The sequence below is a fragment of the Salinicola avicenniae genome, assembly GCF_023736115.1.
Lineage (GTDB): Bacteria > Pseudomonadota > Gammaproteobacteria > Pseudomonadales > Halomonadaceae > Salinicola > Salinicola avicenniae.
Genome location: NZ_JAKQZC010000002.1, coordinates 112,089 through 129,056 on the forward strand (window position 1 = coordinate 112,089; position 16,968 = coordinate 129,056).

The 16,968-nt window shown below is 63.9% G+C and carries 13 protein-coding genes; 2 read left to right on the forward strand and 11 right to left on the reverse strand.

Annotated elements, in window-relative coordinates; translation table 11 throughout:
• Nucleotides 1–206: 206 nt before the first annotated feature.
• Nucleotides 207–2,807: a response regulator gene (locus tag MC381_RS04025; protein WP_251976449.1), complete on the forward strand. Its 2,601-nt coding sequence runs from the start codon at nucleotides 207–209 to the stop codon at nucleotides 2,805–2,807.
• On the opposite strand, the gene pdxJ is transcribed toward MC381_RS04025, so the two are convergent.
• The 10 genes from pdxJ to rpoE form a co-directional block, all read right to left on the reverse strand.
• A complete protein-coding gene (gene pdxJ / locus MC381_RS04030; RefSeq protein ID WP_251976450.1) occupies nucleotides 2,795–3,616 on the reverse strand; it encodes a pyridoxine 5'-phosphate synthase in 822 nt (273 codons plus the stop codon). The two genes, MC381_RS04025 and pdxJ, sit on opposite strands and share 13 nt — an antisense overlap.
• 64 nt (nucleotides 3,617–3,680) lie before the next feature.
• On the reverse strand, nucleotides 3,681–4,397 hold the full coding sequence (gene recO / locus MC381_RS04035) for a DNA repair protein RecO (protein WP_251976451.1): 717 nt from the start codon (nucleotides 4,395–4,397) through the stop codon (nucleotides 3,681–3,683).
• A 66-nt stretch (nucleotides 4,398–4,463) separates the two neighbouring features.
• The gene (gene era / locus MC381_RS04040; RefSeq protein WP_251976452.1) at nucleotides 4,464–5,363 is read right to left on the reverse strand and encodes a GTPase Era; all 900 of its coding nucleotides are present in this window, start codon (nucleotides 5,361–5,363) and stop codon (nucleotides 4,464–4,466) included.
• Entirely contained in the window at nucleotides 5,363–6,043 is a 681-nt protein-coding gene (gene rnc, locus MC381_RS04045; protein WP_286009653.1) for a ribonuclease III, read from the reverse strand. Before rnc ends, era begins: the two co-directional genes overlap by 1 nt.
• Before the next feature lie 146 nt (nucleotides 6,044–6,189).
• Nucleotides 6,190–7,020, reverse strand: coding sequence for a signal peptidase I (lepB, locus tag MC381_RS04050; protein ID WP_251976454.1), 831 nt, complete (start codon nucleotides 7,018–7,020; stop codon nucleotides 6,190–6,192).
• Nucleotides 7,021–7,028: 8 nt separating this feature from the next.
• On the reverse strand, nucleotides 7,029–8,846 hold the full coding sequence (lepA, locus tag MC381_RS04055) for a translation elongation factor 4 (protein WP_251976455.1): 1,818 nt from the start codon (nucleotides 8,844–8,846) through the stop codon (nucleotides 7,029–7,031).
• Between the two features lie 189 nt (nucleotides 8,847–9,035).
• The gene (locus MC381_RS04060; protein WP_251976456.1) at nucleotides 9,036–10,448 is read right to left on the reverse strand and encodes a DegQ family serine endoprotease; all 1,413 of its coding nucleotides are present in this window, start codon (nucleotides 10,446–10,448) and stop codon (nucleotides 9,036–9,038) included.
• Between the two features lie 198 nt (nucleotides 10,449–10,646).
• Nucleotides 10,647–11,681: a MucB/RseB C-terminal domain-containing protein gene (locus MC381_RS04065; protein WP_251976457.1), complete on the reverse strand. Its 1,035-nt coding sequence runs from the start codon at nucleotides 11,679–11,681 to the stop codon at nucleotides 10,647–10,649.
• Complete coding sequence (locus tag MC381_RS04070; protein WP_251976458.1) at nucleotides 11,681–12,424, reverse strand: sigma-E factor negative regulatory protein; 744 nt, start codon at nucleotides 12,422–12,424, stop codon at nucleotides 11,681–11,683. Before MC381_RS04070 ends, MC381_RS04065 begins: the two co-directional genes overlap by 1 nt.
• 251 nt (nucleotides 12,425–12,675) lie before the next feature.
• Complete coding sequence (gene rpoE / locus MC381_RS04075) at nucleotides 12,676–13,281, reverse strand: RNA polymerase sigma factor RpoE (protein WP_251976459.1); 606 nt, start codon at nucleotides 13,279–13,281, stop codon at nucleotides 12,676–12,678.
• A 318-nt stretch (nucleotides 13,282–13,599) separates the two neighbouring features.
• Here rpoE and MC381_RS04080 point away from each other — a divergent pair, with 318 nt between their 5' ends.
• On the forward strand, nucleotides 13,600–14,679 hold the full coding sequence (locus MC381_RS04080) for a 3-deoxy-7-phosphoheptulonate synthase (RefSeq protein ID WP_251976460.1): 1,080 nt from the start codon (nucleotides 13,600–13,602) through the stop codon (nucleotides 14,677–14,679).
• Between the two features lie 110 nt (nucleotides 14,680–14,789).
• Here the strand turns inward: MC381_RS04080 and dinG are convergent, their stop codons facing one another.
• On the reverse strand, nucleotides 14,790–16,943 hold the full coding sequence (gene dinG / locus MC381_RS04085; RefSeq protein WP_251976461.1) for an ATP-dependent DNA helicase DinG: 2,154 nt from the start codon (nucleotides 16,941–16,943) through the stop codon (nucleotides 14,790–14,792).
• Between the last annotated feature and the right edge of the window lie 25 nt (nucleotides 16,944–16,968).

Sequence of the window (16,968 nt, forward strand, 5' to 3'; positions counted from 1 at the left end):
AGACCGAAGAGAATCTATCTAGTATATCGAAGCCATCGGGGGAGGTGACAGCGCCGATCAATCGCGCGGACGGCAAGCGGAACAGAGAGCCAAACGCCCACAAACTCTGATAACGTGTCCGGGCAGTCGGTCCAGACCGGATTGACCTACGGTTTTTCCGCCACCCGCCGATAGTTCCGGCTGATTCGTACCGCTCCGGAGTTTTCATGGCCCTACGTTGGCTGACAACCCTGACGCTTCTGGTCACCACGCTGCTGCTGGCGTTTACCGGCTGGCAAACCTGGCAGTGGCGTCAGGATGGTGACCAGATGCTGGAGCGGCGGCTACAGAGCATCAACCGCGTCTTCACGCCATCTCTGGTCGCGGCGACGCGGCAGATGACCACCGCCGACATCGACGAGCTGCTCGCACGCCTCGTGCGCGACCCGGCCATCCTCAATGCCACGCTGCGTGATGCCGATGGCCGGGTCAAGGCACACGCCGGTGCGGCACCTTCGCCACCGCCGCGGGAGCTGCCGACGGCCACCACCAGCCGTCGCGAGGGCGACAACCGACGCTGGTTGCAGCCACTGGCGGCACATGACGGCGAGACGACCCCGGCCTACTGGCTCGACCTGCGCCTGGACCCGAGTCGCGCTGCCGAAGGTAGCGAACGGCGGCGTGAACTGCTGCCACTGGCACTGTTCCTGTTTGCACTGGCCACCCCAGCGACGCTCTGGTTCGGCCGTCGACGCCCCAGTGGATCGGCATCCCAGCCTGTCTCGCCCGATCCCAACAAGACAGCTGCCGCATCGCAGCCACCGGCCGAACCCGACGTCCCGGAAACCCACCCCGCCCCCCTCGGCGAAGTCGCCCAGGTCGGTCACGAGCTGCGAGCCCCGCTGTCCGGCGTGCTAGGGTTTTGTCGCCTGCTGGAAAACACACCGCTGGATACGCAGCAGCGCGAGTGGCTGCATCATATTCACCTCGCTTCCAACGGCTTGCTGGACACCGTCGACCATATCCTCGGTGATACCCGCGGCGACGACAGCAACAGCGTCTTCGATATCACCGATCTGCTGTGGGAAGTGCTCTGCGTGCAGGCGCCGCTGGCCCAATCCCGTGGCATCATGTTGCTGTCGATTGTCTACGACGATGTGCCGCCGCGCTTGATTGGCCCCAAGGTGGTACTGCGCCAGTTGATGACCAACCTGGTCAACAACGCGATCAAGTATGGCCAACCGGGGGATATCGTCGTCCGTGCCGTGCTCGACGCACGCTGTGAAAACCAGATTCGCCTGCGCCTGAGTGTCAGCGACCCCGGCAGCCGCGACCCCGCCGACCATGCACGCCTGCGCCAGGCGCTTTGCCCGTGCGCCCCTGAAAACGACGCATCCGCTGGCTGCGAAGACGCGCTCAAGGGCCGCGAGGGCCGACACGGCCTCGGGCTCGATATCTGCCATCGCCTCGCCGCCCGCCTCGGCGGCACGCTGTCACTGGCCGGGCGAGAAGGCCGCGGCAACACCGTCGTCGCCAATCTCACGCTGCAAGCGTCACCGCCCTTCGTACGGCCGGCCGAGTTCGATCTCGAGGGGGCCGGTGTCGCGATCTGGCAGCCACACGTACGGCTCGCCTACCTGCTGGATCATGCCCTCGCCCGCTGGCATGCCCGCCCTCGGGCGCTCAAACATGCGGATGGCATGACGCAGCTCGCAGCCAGCGACCGCCTGGTGATCGTGGGGATTGATCGAGATGCCCTGGCGCCAGCGATGCGGGAAATCTGGCAGGCGCGCTTCGATGCGGTGGACAGGCCCTGCCTGCTGCTGGTGGACGCCAGCCCGACGCACGCGCTGCCCTGGCAACTGCCGCCGGGCAGCCGCGTGTTACGACTGCCGATGTCCCGCTATATGTTCGGTCGAACACTGGCAACCATGCTGGCTCACCAACGCCCCGATCAGCCACGTCGTCCGCGAGTCCTGATCATCGACGATGACGAGATCTCCCAGCGCTACCTCGATGCCCTGTTATCGCTCACGGGCGCCGAGACGCTGGTCGCGGCCAACGCCGCCGAAGCGCTCGTTGAAGCCGCGCGCGCGCCGGCGGACCTCGTGCTGCTCGACCTCCACCTGCCCGATGCTCACGGCTTCGAGCTCGCTCAGCGACTGACGCGGCTGGAAGGTAACTGGCCGGCGGTCCCCCTGGTGGCCATGACCGCCAGCCCCGATACACGCCCGCCGCAGCCACTGGCCACCTACGGCATCGCCGAGCTGCTGATCAAACCCTTGGATGCCCAGCGTCTGCGTGACCTCCTGAGACACTACCTGCCGACCGGGCTTGCCCCGGCGGTCTCGCCAGACCTGACGCCGCCTCAGCCGGAACACGCAACACCCGCGGGGACAACGCCAGGGCTGGCCGCCGGGACGCCGCCGGCCGACGTCCCGACCGCGCCCGACACCCCAACGCGCTTGAGTGACCTCGCCGTCGTCGACGAAGCCGAGGCCTGGCGCATCGCCGGCGGCCGACAGGCGCTGATCGCGGAGATGCGCGAGCTGCTGTTCGCCGAGCTACCCAGCCATCGCGAGCGCCTGCAGCAGAACTGGCAGGCGCGCGACCTGGCGGCGCTGGCCGAGACGGCACACCAGCTCGCCGGCGGTTGCCGCTACTGCGGCGTACCGCAGCTATCGACCGCTTGCGAGCAGCTCGAGCAGGGCTGTCATGCCCATGATATCTCGCGCTGCGCGGAGGCCTTGCGTGAAACCCTGGCCGCTTGCGATCGTCTGGCCGCCTGGATCGAGGATCGGCGCCTGACCGAAGCTCAGTGCCCGTGATCGCAGCCGTCCGCGTCATGGGCGTCAGGATGTTCGTGATCGTGCTCGAAGGACTCGATCTGCGCCACCAATCCCGACTCTTGCCCGGCGATCATCAAGCGTTTCATTTCCCCCACGGCGTCCTTGAGCCCGACGAATAGCGCGCGAGCAATAATGGCGTGACCGATGTTGAGTTCGTGGATGCCGGCGATGGCGGCGATCCCTTCCACATTATGGTAATGCAGGCCATGACCGGCATTGACCACCAGCCCCAATTCACTGGCGCACTCCGCTGCGGCTGCGAGACGTTCGTATTCGACGCCGACCGCGTCCCCCGTCGCGTCGGCATAGGCACCGGTATGCAGCTCGACCACCGGCGCCCCGGCTTCCCAGGCTGCCTGGATCTGCACCGGGTCCGGGTCGATGAACAGCGACACACGGCAGCCCGCCGCACGCAGACGGCGGCAGGCATCGGCAATCGCCTCGCGCCCGCCGACCACATCCAGCCCCCCCTCGGTGGTCAGCTCCTCGCGTTTTTCCGGTACCAGGCAGACATCCGCGGGCTGCAGGCGCTCGGCCAGTGCCAGCATCGGCTCGGTCACCGCCATTTCCAGATTCATGCGCGTGTTGATGACCGCCGCGATCAGCTCGACGTCGCGCTCCTGGATATGGCGCCGATCCTCGCGCAGATGCAGCGTGATCCCATCGGCGCCGGCCTCTTCCGCCAGCAGCGCAGCCTGTACCGGATCCGGGTAGCGGGTACCACGTGCCTGACGCAGGGTCGCCACGTGGTCAATGTTGACGCCAAGCTGGATGCGAGTCGCAATCATGAAGTCGATATCCTTTTGAACGGAGTTAAGCGTGTCGATCAATCTCGGCTAGATCGCCGGCGCGTCAGCGGACCGCGGCCGCATCACGCCGGCGCTGATTCAGGCGCAGCATCAATTCCCGCGAGCGCAGCGGCTGGCTGCCGATCAGGGGGGCCAGCGCCGCGCGAGTCAGGGCCTTGCTGAGCCCCGCCAGCCCCGGGACCTCCCAATCGCCTCGCGCCAGCAGCTTGAGACTACGCCCGTCCCAGCCGGGCCGATCGGCCGCGATAGGATGAAAGCGTCGCGTATCAGGGAGATAGGTATAACGCACGCTGGGATCCAGCGGGGTATCGTCGGACTGCAGGAAGACCGGTTCGGCATCCAACGCTTCCAGCAGTGTGATTTCGAGTCGCCGCAGCGTCGGCGCGCGCTCGGCAGGTCGCGTCAGGCGCTCGATCGCCCAGGCGTAGATCGCAAAAACGTCACCGGCCGGCAGCCCGACAGGAAGCGCACGGGTCAGCAGCTCGTTGGCATAGAGGCCGCACAGCAGCCCCTCGCCGGCCAGCAGCACCGAACTCTGCGTCGTTTCCATCATGCGCAATCGCTTGAGATCGCCCTCGCCGACCCAGGTCAGATGCAGCGGTGCGAAGGGCTGCAGCTTGCTACGCGACTTGCTGCCGGCACGCTGCACACCCTGAGCGACCGCGCGCACGTGGCCGTGCTCGAGCGTGATCACGTCAACCAGGGCACTGGTTTCCCGATAGGGACGCTTGTGCAGTAGATAGGCCGGCTGGGGTGTCATGGCCGAAGCCTCTCGTGGCAGGGCGTGCCGACAGGCATCTCGACTGCCGGCAGCGCGGACGACGCGTCAGTCGAGATCGTAACCGAGACTCTTCAGGGCACGGTCGTTGTCCGACCAGCCTCGCTTGACCTTGACCCAGAGGTTAAGCATCACTTTGCTGTCGAAGGCGCGCTCCATCTCCTGGCGCGCTTCGATGCCGATCTTCTTGATGCGCTCGCCCTTGTCACCGATCAGAATCTTCTTCTGTCCCGGCCGTTCGACCAGCATCAACGCGCTGATATGGACCACCTTGCCTTCGTCGCGAAACTCCTCGATCTCGACGGTCATCTGGTACGGCAGTTCGTCGCCCAGCTGACGCATGACCTTCTCACGTACCAGTTCCGCCGCCAGAAAACGCTGGCTCTTGTCGGTGACCTGATCCTCCGGAAAATAGTGCATGCCTTCCGGTAGAAGCTTCGCGACCTCGGCCTCCAGCTCTGGCACATTGGTGCCGTGCTTGGCCGAAATGGGCAGGATCGCGGCAAACTCGCGCCGGTTCGACAGCGACGCCAGCCATGGCAGCAGGGTTGCCTTGTCCTCGAGCCAGTCGACCTTGTTGACCGCGAGAATGACCGGCGCTTCGACGTGAACCAGCTTATCGAGCACGACCTGATCCTCGTCGGTCCAGCGCGTCCGATCGACCAGAAAGACCACGCAGTCGACATCCCGCAGTGCCTGGGAGGCCGCCTGGTTCATGAAACGGTTGATCGCCTTGTTGCGATCCCGCGTCTGTAGATGCATGCCCGGCGTGTCGACGTAGATGAACTGCGTCTCGTCGACCGTCTTGATCCCCATGATCTGGTGCCGGGTTGTCTGCGGCCGGCGCGAGGTGATCGAGATCTTCTGGCCCAGGATGCGATTCATCAGTGTCGATTTGCCCACGTTGGGCCTGCCGACGATGGCGACGAAACCACAGCTTTGCGTCATCAGCGCTTGCCTCTCGACGGTTCGATTTTGGCCAGTGCCACCTCGGCGGCCTGCTGTTCGGCCAGACGGCGGCTGCTGCCTTCCCCCAGGGTCGGCTTGTCGCCGAGCATGGCGACGTGACATTCGACGCTGAAGGTCTGCGCATGCGCCTCGCCTTCGACCGAGGTCACCTCGTAGCGCGGCAACGCCTGCTGACGCGACTGCAGAAACTCCTGGAGCCGTGTCTTCGGATCCTTCTGGGTGTTATGAAGGTCGATCGACTCCAGCCGGGTGGCGAACCAGGCGAGTACACGACGGCGCGCCACGTCCATCCCCGCATCAAGATAGATCGCCCCGATCACCGCCTCCAGCGCGTCGGCCAGAATCGATTCGCGCCGGTGTCCACCGCTCTTCATTTCACCGGAGCCGAGCCGCAGGCACTCGCCGAGCGCAAACTCACGCGCGACCACCGCCAGCGTCTGGCCCTTGACCAGCCCGGCGCGCAACCGCGACAGCTGGCCCTCGCGCGCGGCCGGGAAGCGCGTGAACAGCGCTTCGCCGATCACGAAGTTGACGATCGAGTCCCCCAGGAACTCGAGTCGTTCGTTGTTAGCGCCACCGACACTGCGGTGTGTCAGCGCCAGTTCCAGCAGCGCGCGATCATGAAACTCATGACCGATACGCCGACTGAACCCTTGCAAAGGATCACTCACGTCATTCCCATCAATCGTTGTCTTTGAATCTACTCGAAAAGCCGATCACGACGCGCAGCGACCGCGGGGATTGCCCGTTGCCGCTGCGGCGCAAAGCGGTAGCGGGCGCACCGAATCGGCGCCCGCGGCTGGCGTCAGTCTATCTGGCGCACCGAACTGAAGCTAGGCAAACCACCATCCCAATGCATCCAGACAGCGAACGCCTTGCCAACGATGTTCGCTTCCGGCACGAACCCCCAATAGCGGCTGTCGTTGGAGTGATCGCGGTTGTCGCCCATCATGAAATACTCATTGTCAGGGACCACGATTTCGCGCATTTGCGGTCCCGGGCTCTGCGGATTGTTGAAGATGCTGTGCTCGACATCACCGAGCTGCTCCTGGAAGCGCTCTTCACCCGGCGCCTCGGCCGGCTCGGGGTCGAGCATCGACTTCGGTACCGGCTCGCCGTTGACGTAAAGCTGCTTGTTCTCGTAGCGGATGTGGTCACCCGGCAGCCCAATCACGCGCTTGATAAAGTTGACCGACGGGTCCTCGGGGAAACGGAAGACCATCACATCGCCACGTTCCGGCTCGCCGATGTCCGCAATCTCGGTATTGGTGACCGGCAGGCGCAGGCCGTAGGCGAACTTGTTGACGAGGATGAAATCACCCACTTCCAGCGTCGGGCGCATGGAGCCCGACGGAATCTGAAACGGCTCGATGACGAAACTGCGCAACACCAGCACGATCAACAGCACCGGGAAAAAAGAGCGTGCGTAGTCAACCGGCCAGGGGTCCTTGTAAACGCCCTCTTCCGACTTGCCCTTGCCGTCTGTGGCGACCTCGCTGGCGCCCGCTAGCGTGCCTTGCGCTTCAGCCGCTTCGCGCTGGCGCCGGCGACGCTTGCCGCGCCACAGCAGGCTGTCGGCAAGCCACACGAGTCCCGTGATGGCGACAGCCAGCACCAGTAACAGTGAAAAATCCATGAGGTTTCCTACTCGTTCACTTTAAGAACGGCAAGGAACGCATCCTGGGGAATCTCGACACGCCCCACCTGCTTCATGCGCTTCTTGCCGGCTTTCTGCTTCTCCAACAGTTTCTTCTTGCGGGTCGTATCGCCGCCGTAGCACTTGGCGGTGACGTTCTTGCGCAACGCCTTGACTGTGGAGCGCGCCACCACATGCCCGCCGATCGCCGCCTGCACCGCGACGTCGAACATCTGGCGCGGAATCAGCTCTTTCATCTTGTCGACCAGGATGCGTCCACGGGTGTGGGCATGGTCGCGATGAATGATCAGCGCCAGCGCGTCGACACGATCACCGTTGATCAGGATGTCCAGGCGCACCAGCTTGGCCGCCTCGAAACGCTCGAAGCTGTAGTCGAGCGAGGCGTAACCCTTGGAGATCGACTTCAGACGGTCGAAGAAGTCCATCACCACTTCCGCCATCGGCAGCTCGTAGACGAGCTGCATCTGGTTGCCGAGCACCTGCATGTCGAGCTGCATGCCACGCCGATTGACGCACTCGGTGATGACATTACCCACGAACTCCTGCGGCACCAGGATATTGGCGCGCACGATGGGTTCGCGCATTTCCGCGACGTTGGCGAAGTCAGGCAACTTGGACGGGTTGGAGATGTAGCGCACTTCGCCATCATCCATCTCCAGCTCGTAGATGACGGTCGGCGCCGTGGTCAGCAGATCGAGGTCGTACTCCCGCTCGAGACGCTCCTGAATGATCTCCATGTGCAGCGTGCCGAGAAAGCCGACGCGGAAACCGAAGCCGAGCGCGTCGGAGTTCTCGGGCACGTAGTCGAGCGAGGCATCGTTGAGCGCCAGCTTCTCGAGCGCGTCGCGGAAGTCCTCGTAGTCGTCGGAGCTGACCGGGAACATGCCGGCGTAGACCTGCGGCTTCACCTTCTGGAAGCCGGGCAAACGCGGCACGTCCTTGGTCTTGGTGTGGGTGATGGTATCGCCCACCGGGGCACCGTGAATGTCCTTGATGCCGGCAATCACGAAACCGACCTCGCCCGCACGCAGCATCCCGGTCGAATGCTGCTTGGGCGTGAAGTAACCGATGTCGTTGACTTCCCAGTCACGCCCGGTCGACTTCATGTGGATCTTGTCGCCCTTCTTGAGCGTGCCGTCGAACAGCCGTACCAGCGAGACGACGCCCTGGTAGTTGTCGAACCAGGAGTCGATGATCAATGCCTGCAGGTCACCATCACGGTCGCCTTTGGGCGGCGGAATATCGCGTACCAGCCGCTCCAGCAGCAGATCCATGTTGAGACCGCTCTTGGCCGAAACACGTACCGCATCCTGCGCCTCCAGGCCAATGATCTCCTCGATCTCGTGCGCCACACGCTCCGGATCCGCCTGCGGCAGATCCATCTTGTTGAGCACCGGCAGCACCTCGAGGTTCTGCTCGATGGCGGTATAGCAGTTGGCCACCGACTGCGCCTCGACGCCCTGCCCGGCATCGACCACCAGCAGCGCGCCCTCGCAGGCGTAGAGCGAACGCGACACCTCGTAGGAGAAGTCCACGTGCCCCGGGGTATCGATGAAATTGAGCTGGTAGGTATGGCCGTCCTGCGCTTTGTAATCGAGCGTGACGGACTGCGCCTTGATGGTGATCCCGCGCTCGCGCTCGAGATCCATCGAATCCAGCACCTGCTCCTTCAGCTCTCGGTCGGTCAGACCACCGCAGACCTGGATGATCCGATCGGCGAGCGTGGACTTGCCATGGTCGATATGGGCGATGATCGAGAAGTTCCGGATGAACTTCAGTTGCTCGTTGCTTTCAGCGTCTGCCATTGAAACCTTACCGGTCATTGGTACACACGCGCCGATCCGTTCGTCAAAGGAAGGAGCCGCGCGGGAAGTTGCGGATGTGGCGCATTGTACCGACATGCCGGTGGCAAGGACAGCTGCGTCAACCCAACGACTGCGGCCCCGCCGTGGCGGGGCCGCAGGTCGTGCCGGTCGGCTGTACGCCGAGGTGAATCAGTCGTCGCTGCCGAGGCGCAGCGCCACGAACAGCGAGTTGCCATCGCGGATCAGGCGCACGGGGATGGCCCGATCTCCGTCGGCCTGCTTGACCGCGTCGATCAGCTCATCGGCGCTGCTGACCGCCTGCTGGTCGAAGCTGACGATGACATCACCAGGCTGGATACCGGCACCCGCAGCCGCCCCGCGCGGATCGACGCGACGCACCAGTACACCGTGATCGATATCGAGCTGCTGCTTCTGCTGATCGCTTAGATCGCTGATCGCGATGCCCAGCTTGGCCTGATCATCCGCCGACTTGCCACCGCGCGAACCGTCGGCCTGAAGCGATTCCGGCCAGTCGCCGACCGTGACATCGATATCCTGCTCGTCACCGCCGCGCATGACCTGCAGCTGCACTTCATCGCCCGGGGCTACCTGACCGATCAGACGCGGCAACGTGGTGGAATCGTCGATATCGGTGCCGTCAACGCCGAGAATGACATCCCCCGCCTGCAGACCCGCCTCGGCGGCAGGACTGTCGTCGCTGACATCGGAGACCAGCGCGCCACGCGCGTCGTCGAGCCCGAACGATTCAGCCAGATCCCGGGAGACCGGCTGGATCACGACGCCGAGCCAGCCGCGGCTGACATGCCCTTCCGTGCGCAGCTGATCGGCGACCTCCATCGCGACGCTGATCGGGATGGCGAAGGACAGGCCCATGAAGCCACCGCTACGGGTATAAATCTGCGAATTGATGCCGACGACCTGGCCGTCGAGGTTGAACAGCGGCCCACCGGAGTTCCCCGGATTGATCGCGACATCGGTCTGAATGAACGGGACGTAGGTATCGCTGGGCAGCGTCCGATTGATGGCGCTGACGATACCGGCTGTCACCGAATGGTCAAAACCGAATGGCGAGCCGATTGCGGCGACCCATTCGCCAACCTCGAGATCATCGGAATCGCCAATCTGCAGGGTCTGCAGATCGTCGGCATCGACCTTCAGCAGCGCGACATCGGTACGCGGATCGGACCCGACCAGCTCCGCCGGCAGTTCCCGCCGGTCATTGAGGCGGACCGTGATCTCGTCGGCATCCTTGACCACGTGCGCGTTGGTCAGAATATAACCGTCCGCACGGATCACGAACCCGGACCCCAGCGACTTGCGTTCCTCATTACCGCCGGGCATACCGGGCATTGGCGGCATCTGGTCACCAAAGAAGCGGCGGAAAATCTCCGGCATCTCCTGCTGACCGTAGGCGCCACCAGCGTTCACCGTGCTGGTGGTGGAGATATTGACCACGCCGGGGGCGGCCTGCTTGACCAGATCAGTGAAGTCCGGCAGTTCACGCGCCTGGGCCGCCTGTACGGACATCAGGGCAACGACCATCAGCAGCCAGGGCGCAAACCATTTTGTCATGCGTTCCATTGAGCACTCCTAACACCAGAATGAAGACTCATGCGAGTCATTCGTTGACGATGCACACGGGAGGGAAAGCAACACGATTGAATCCCGCGCCATCACGATAACGCCGCACCTCGTGTGGGCGGGTGCGGCACTTTCATTGATGCGGAAAACCGCGAAGAGTTCAATGGGATGTAAAGATTCTTTGCCGAGCGTTCGGCCTCAGGACCCTGCCTCGTCACTGTCACGGCTCGACTGCTCGCCATCGACACCCTCATGCCAGGTGACGCGCGCCGCGATCCGTGCCAGCACTTCCGGCGGGGCTTCGCCCAGTACCAGAATCTGCATCGGCCGCCCCTGGCGCATGACGTGACGCACCGCCGCGTAGGAAATACCCAGTCGATGCATACCGGAGAGCAGCGGGCGCCGATCTTCGGCAACCGGTTCGACGAACAGACTGATGCTAGCCAACCCGTCGCTATAAAGGCGGTGCTCGACGCGGGCTGTCTTGCCAGGCCCATCCGGCGGCGTCGGCTGCGCCTCGAACCCGCTGGGCAACCAATCGGGCTGCCAAGGTGATGCGGAGGGTTCTCCGCCATCGTCGAGTCGTAGCGCCCCCTGATAGAGCGAGGGCGATTGGAGCTCGGTGATCTGGAAGGTCTCGAGAATCCGGCCGTCGACGCCAATGATCTCACGCTTGAGTGGCAGGCTGGTCTGACGATCCAGCCAGAGTCGATAGCCATAACGAAGCGCATCTTCTGGCTCGATATCCAGTCGCCAGGCAGGACGGCCGGCAACCCGTTCGAGATCGGCTGGCTGAAGACGATACTGTTGACCCACCTGCTCGACCAATCCGCCCGGCGGCATGCCGGCCGAGAAATCGAGCAGGCCCCGGCGGGCACGTTCTCCTACGTTCCCGCGCTTTTCGATTGTCAGCGGCGGCCCATCCAGAAAGCGTGCCGATTCGGTTTCGATACCCGCTTCGACGCCGTGGCTCAGAGCGAGTGTCCGAACGCCGTCAGCGCTGATCCGCACCGCCCGGGCATCGAAGAGGTAACAGTGACTGGCCCAGAGACTGCGCTCGAACAGCGCCGCGGCCGGTGGTGGAGAGTCGCGCTCATCCGCAGCCGCGAGCGTCCGGCAGTCGAAGGTTTCGACATTCACCTCGGATGGCGGTGAAGACTGGGCCTGCAGCCATGACGGTGCGGCCAGCAACATGGCCGCCAGGCCGCTCCACGTCAGGCAAGACCAACGCATCAACGGGTTTCCGTCGCTCCGCCGGCATCGACCTGACCGGTAAACAGACCCGGCGTCCGCAGTAGCGGCATCCAGTTGTCACCCGTGCTGTAGGCAGCGCCGACCGAGTGGCGTTCAAGGTAGGACTGCAGCGTTTGCATCTGCTCGAGGTCGACATTCGGCGATTGTCGCGTGCTCGGCGCCGAAAACATGGGCTGCATTGCCGACTCGCCTACCGTCATCAGGCCGTTATTCGAACTGCCGCCGGTACCAAAATAGGGCAGGCCGCTCGACGCGGGTGCCTGCATCGAGGCCGGCGTCGCTTGCGCCTCCCCGGCGGCGGCTGGCTGGGCCGCGAGATCGGCTGATACCGAACCGGCACCGCTTGACGCTACTTCCGAAGTACCTGTCGTCGGCTCGGCAAAGCGGCCATTGACGACCTGGACACCCGTGATGACCATCAGCGATACGGCCGCTGCGACCGCTGCTCCCCCCATGAAGGAGAAGGAGTGGCGCCTTGGCGTCTCGGTCGAGCCCACCGCCGGCTTCGGCTCGTCTGCCAACGCTGCCATGACGCCCGCCGAGATATCGACATCGACGATGCTATCCTGTTCGCGCCGCATCATGCTCCGCGCCAGATGATAACGCCGCCATGCACTCGCCGCTTCCGGCGACTGCTCAAGCGTCTTCAGCGTACGCCTGAGATCGAATTCATCGGCTTCGTTATCCATTAGCGCGGAAAACGACTCGTTCACCTGCTTCATAGTCACACCCTCACACTCAGCCTCGCGGCTTGCCACGTGTTGAATGATGGCGACACTCAGGGCGGCATCCGACTGCTCTACGAACTGGACCTCGCCTGAGCACTTGCCGAAGGTCTATCCACCCTCATAATCTCGTGACAATCGTCGTCCTGCCACGACATTCGTGTTCTTGCCTGCTCCCCTATGACGACAGAAATCGCCGACAGTTCATTTTCGATTCATCTTTCTTGTCATCGATCGCCGACGATCGCTCAGCCGTCACCGATGGCATCTTTTGAACTGTGCTCGAGTAGCGGCTCGATGTGGCGATCGACCGCCTCTCGCGCTCTAAAGATACGCGACCGCACCGTGCCCACCGGGCACTCCATCACAGTCGCGATATCCTCGTAGGAGAGCCCGTCGAACTCACGTAGCGTGATCGCCGTACGCAAATCGTCGGGCAGGTTCTCGATCGCCTCGAAGACCGCGGACTGCAGCTGATCGCGCGCAATCGCGGCCTCGGGGGACTCGATATCCGACAACCGCCCACTCTGGTCGACGATCTCGGCATCGCTGATATCCAGGTCACTGCCCGGCGGACGGCGCCCGCGAGAGACCAGATAGTTCTTGGCGGTATTGATCGCGATGCGATACATCCAGGTATAAAAGGCACTCTCCGCACGGAAGCTGCCCAACGCCCGGTACGCCTTGATAAAGGCTTCCTGAGCGACGTCCTGCACCTCGGCATGATCGTGAACATAACGGCCGATCAGGCCGAGTATCTTATGTTGGTATTTCTTGACCAGCAGATCGAAGGCTCGGGTATCCCCTTTCTGGGCACGCTCGACAAGTTGTTGATCGGTCTCACGAGCGCCCATTCAGCGCCTCCCCGAAGACAAGAAGACGCCGCGCGGCCGGGGAGTGCCGGGATAACAATGTGGATGACAGGGAAACGATACACTCATGATTTAACCTGGAGCCTTCCAGCTCACGATTCAGTGACAGGCGTGCAACTTATAACAGAAATGCGGTATGCGCACGCAGAGCGCGCTCAGTGTTCCTGTTTTGCCGCGCCCCTTCAAGCCGCAGATGACGCGCGATAGGGCCTGCGCCACGGGCGTGAAGTTGATTTTTGGCCCCCGCAGCCCCCATAGTACGCGCTCCTAGCGCAGTCATACGAAGTCAATGGGCCCAGCATGTCGGAACAGCAGACCAACAACCTCAATGTCCTCTCCCAGGATGTCCTGATCACGCCGGATGCGCTGAAGCAAGCCATCCCGCTTTCGGAGGCGGCCGAGCGCACCGTGATCGAAGGCCGCCAGACCATTCAGCGCATCCTCGATCGAGAAGACCCGCGCCTGCTGGTCGTCGTGGGGCCCTGCTCGATCCATGACCCGCAAGCCGCGCGCGATTATGCCAAACGCCTGCGCCAACTGGCCGACGCGGTCAGCGACAGCCTCTATATCGTCATGCGTGTCTACTTCGAGAAGCCACGCACCACGACCGGCTGGAAAGGGCTGATCAACGATCCGCATCTAAACGATTCGTTCGACATCGAGGAAGGCCTGCATATCGCGCGCCGCCTGCTGGTCGATCTGGCCGAGATCGGCCTGCCGCTGGCCACCGAAGCGCTTGACCCGATTTCACCGCAGTATCTGCAGGACTGCATCAGCTGGTCGGCCATCGGCGCGCGTACCACCGAATCCCAGACCCACCGCGAGATGGCTTCCGGGCTGTCCGGCCCGGTCGGCTTCAAGAACGGTACCGATGGCAGCCTTGACGTCGCCGTCAACGCGCTGAAATCGGTCGCCAGCCCGCACAATTTCCTGGGCATCGACCAAGCGGGTCAGGTGGCCGTTATCCGCACGCGCGGCAATCGCTACGGCCACGTCGTGCTTCGGGGCGGCAACGGCAAGCCCAACTACGATAGCGTCAGCGTCACGCTGGCCGAGCAGGAACTCGATAAATCGGGGCTCAAGGCCAACCTGATGGTGGACTGCTCACATGCCAACTCGAACAAGGATCCGGCACTGCAGCCGCTGGTGATGGAAAACGTCACTCACCAGATCCTCGACGGCAACCGCTCGATTATCGGCCTGATGATCGAGTCCAATCTCGGCTGGGGCAGCCAGAAGATTCCCGAGGACCGCAGCCAGCTCGAGTACGGCGTCTCCGTGACCGATGCCTGCATCGACTGGGCGACCACGGAACGCACATTGACGGACATGGCCGAACGCCTGCAGCCAGCTCTGGCCGCGCGCCGCCAGACCGAGTGACCTGGAAGCCGCCGCGGATCGCGGCGGCGGATTTTCGCTTGCCTCTTATCGACGCCCGCCACCCGGCGGGCGTTATTGTGATGGCGACCGTTATCGATGACGGGCTCGCGTCAGGCTCTTGCCGGCGCCTCGCTGGCGACACCTTCGATCTCGCGACGAAACGGCGGCAGCGCTTCCAGCAGCGCCTTGCCGTAGCGGCGCGTCAGCACGCGTCGGTCGAGCAGCGTGATACGACCGCTGTCGTTCTCCTTGCGGATCAGCCGCCCGCAAGCCTGCACCAGCTTGATCGACGCGTCCGGCACCGAAATGCGCATGAAGGGGTTGCCACCCTGACTCTCGATCCACTCGGCGAGGGTCGCACCGACGGGGTCATCCGGCACCGAGAACGGCAGTCGGGTGATCACCACGTGCGTCAGATAGCGTCCGGGGAGATCGATCCCCTCGGCAAAGCTCGCCAGACCGAAGATCAGACTCCCTTCACCGCCCTCCACCGCCGCCCGGTGACGCTCCAGCAGTGCGCGCTTGGGCAGACGCCCTTGCGCCAGCAGGCGTGACGCCCAGGGTTCGCCAAGCGCATCCGCCACACTCTTCAGCTGCTTGCGCGAGGAGAACAGCACCAGGGCAGCCTCGTCGTCCGCGAGCCCGTCGATGAACTGGACGATGGCACGGTCATGGGCCGCGGCATCGCCGGGATCGACTGCCTCGCGCGGAATACTGAGCGTGGCCCGAGAATAGTCGAAAGGACTCGGCAGGCGCTGATAGCGATAACGATTGGCCAGTCCGGCGCGCTCCTGCAGGCGCTCGAAGCGATTGAGCGCCGTCAGGGTTGCGCTGGTCACCACTGCACCGTAGCAACTTCCCCAGAGATGTCGTGCCAAGGTCTCCGCCGCCGATACCGGACTGGCTGAATAGGTCAGCTCCGGCTCACTGCCGAACTGCTCGAATGTCAGCCACCGTGCCTGCGGCGTCTGTCCGGCGACATCCGGCGTGGCCATGGCCTGCCACAGCGCGTGGGCATCCATTGCCCGGCCATGCAGCAGCGCCGTCAGCGGCAGCCAGGGCTCGGCCTGCTCGCGCGCCAGCCCCGTCGACTTGTCGGGATCGAGGCTTTCACGCAGGATCTCGGTCATCGTCTCCAGATCGCGGCAAAGCTCGGCGAACGGCACCAGCAACTGCTGGGCCAGGTCGACCAGCGGCTGCGGCGCACGCCCGTTGGGAAAGCGGAAATGCTGCGTCTCGCTGCCCGCGCCCTGCTCGAGCCCGGCGATCTGATGCCCAAGCGAATAGGCATCGCCGAGTCGCGGCTCAAGCGCCGCGATCCGCTCCGGAAAACTGCTCAGCAGTCGCGCCAGGGTCGGCTGGGCGCCCAGCGCCGTATTCAACTCGGTCAGCGACTTCTTGAGCGTGCGCAGCCAACGCAGCGTCGCGTTGATGCCGAAGCGATGATAGAAGTGATCGAGCGCCTTGTCCGGCAGGTGGTGCCCTTCGTCGAAGACATAGATGCACTCCTTGGGCGACGGCAGCACCATGCCACCGCCCAGTGCCAGATCGGCCAGGACCAGGTCGTGATTGGCGACAACGATATCGGCCTGTTCGAGATGGCGGCGCGAGCGAAAGTAGGCACAAGCGCTGAAGTGACCGCAGCGGCGATTGGTGCACTGGCGGTGATCCACGGTCAGGCGCCGCCAGTCACGATCCTCGATCGCCACCGGCCAGCTGTCGCGATCCCCTTCCCATTCACCGGCAGCGTAGGTCTCCGCCATCTCCTGAATCAGTTGCGGAAAATCGCCACCGGCATCGGTGGCGATGGTCTGCTCGAACAGCGATAGTGTCGGGTTCGGCTCGACGCCCTCCAACGCCTGATCCAGCTTGGCCACGCAAAGATAGCGGCCGCGCCCCTTGGCCAGCGCATAGTGGAAGTCGAGTCCGCTATGCTCCCGCAGCTTGGGCAGGTCCTGGTTCAGCACCTGCTCCTGCAGCGCCACGGTGGCGGTGGCCACGACCAGGCGCTTGCCGCGCGCCTTGGCGACCGGCAGCGCCGCCAGCAGATAGGCCAGGGTCTTGCCAGTCCCGGTGCCCGCTTCGAGCACGCAGACATGCTCGTTGGACGTTCGCCGCCCCTGGTCATCGCGTTCGATGCCGGCCAGCGTCCGTGCGATCTCGGCGATCATCAGACGCTGACCGTAGCGAGGCGTGAGATCGAGGCCTTCCAGCACGCGCCGGTAGGCCTCCTGAATCTCCTGCTTGAGCGTCTCGTCGAGCATGGCGTATCCGGGGGAGCATCGATCA

Excerpts from the sequence above, each read along its gene's own strand:
- MC381_RS04025 (WP_251976449.1), top strand. The coding sequence starts at position 207 with ATGGCCCTACGTTGGCTGACAACCCTGACGCTTCTGGTCACCACGCTG.
- pdxJ (WP_251976450.1), bottom strand. The coding sequence starts at position 3,616 with ATGATTGCGACTCGCATCCAGCTTGGCGTCAACATTGACCACGTGGCG.
- recO (WP_251976451.1), bottom strand. The coding sequence starts at position 4,397 with ATGACACCCCAGCCGGCCTATCTACTGCACAAGCGTCCCTATCGGGAA.
- era (WP_251976452.1), bottom strand. The coding sequence starts at position 5,363 with ATGACGCAAAGCTGTGGTTTCGTCGCCATCGTCGGCAGGCCCAACGTG.
- lepB (WP_251976454.1), bottom strand. The coding sequence starts at position 7,020 with ATGGATTTTTCACTGTTACTGGTGCTGGCTGTCGCCATCACGGGACTC.
- lepA (WP_251976455.1), bottom strand. The coding sequence starts at position 8,846 with ATGGCAGACGCTGAAAGCAACGAGCAACTGAAGTTCATCCGGAACTTC.
- MC381_RS04060 (WP_251976456.1), bottom strand. The coding sequence starts at position 10,448 with ATGGAACGCATGACAAAATGGTTTGCGCCCTGGCTGCTGATGGTCGTT.
- MC381_RS04065 (WP_251976457.1), bottom strand. The coding sequence starts at position 11,681 with ATGCGTTGGTCTTGCCTGACGTGGAGCGGCCTGGCGGCCATGTTGCTG.
- MC381_RS04070 (WP_251976458.1), bottom strand. The coding sequence starts at position 12,424 with ATGAAGCAGGTGAACGAGTCGTTTTCCGCGCTAATGGATAACGAAGCC.
- rpoE (WP_251976459.1), bottom strand. The coding sequence starts at position 13,281 with ATGGGCGCTCGTGAGACCGATCAACAACTTGTCGAGCGTGCCCAGAAA.
- MC381_RS04080 (WP_251976460.1), top strand. The coding sequence starts at position 13,600 with ATGTCGGAACAGCAGACCAACAACCTCAATGTCCTCTCCCAGGATGTC.
- dinG (WP_251976461.1), bottom strand. The coding sequence starts at position 16,943 with ATGCTCGACGAGACGCTCAAGCAGGAGATTCAGGAGGCCTACCGGCGC.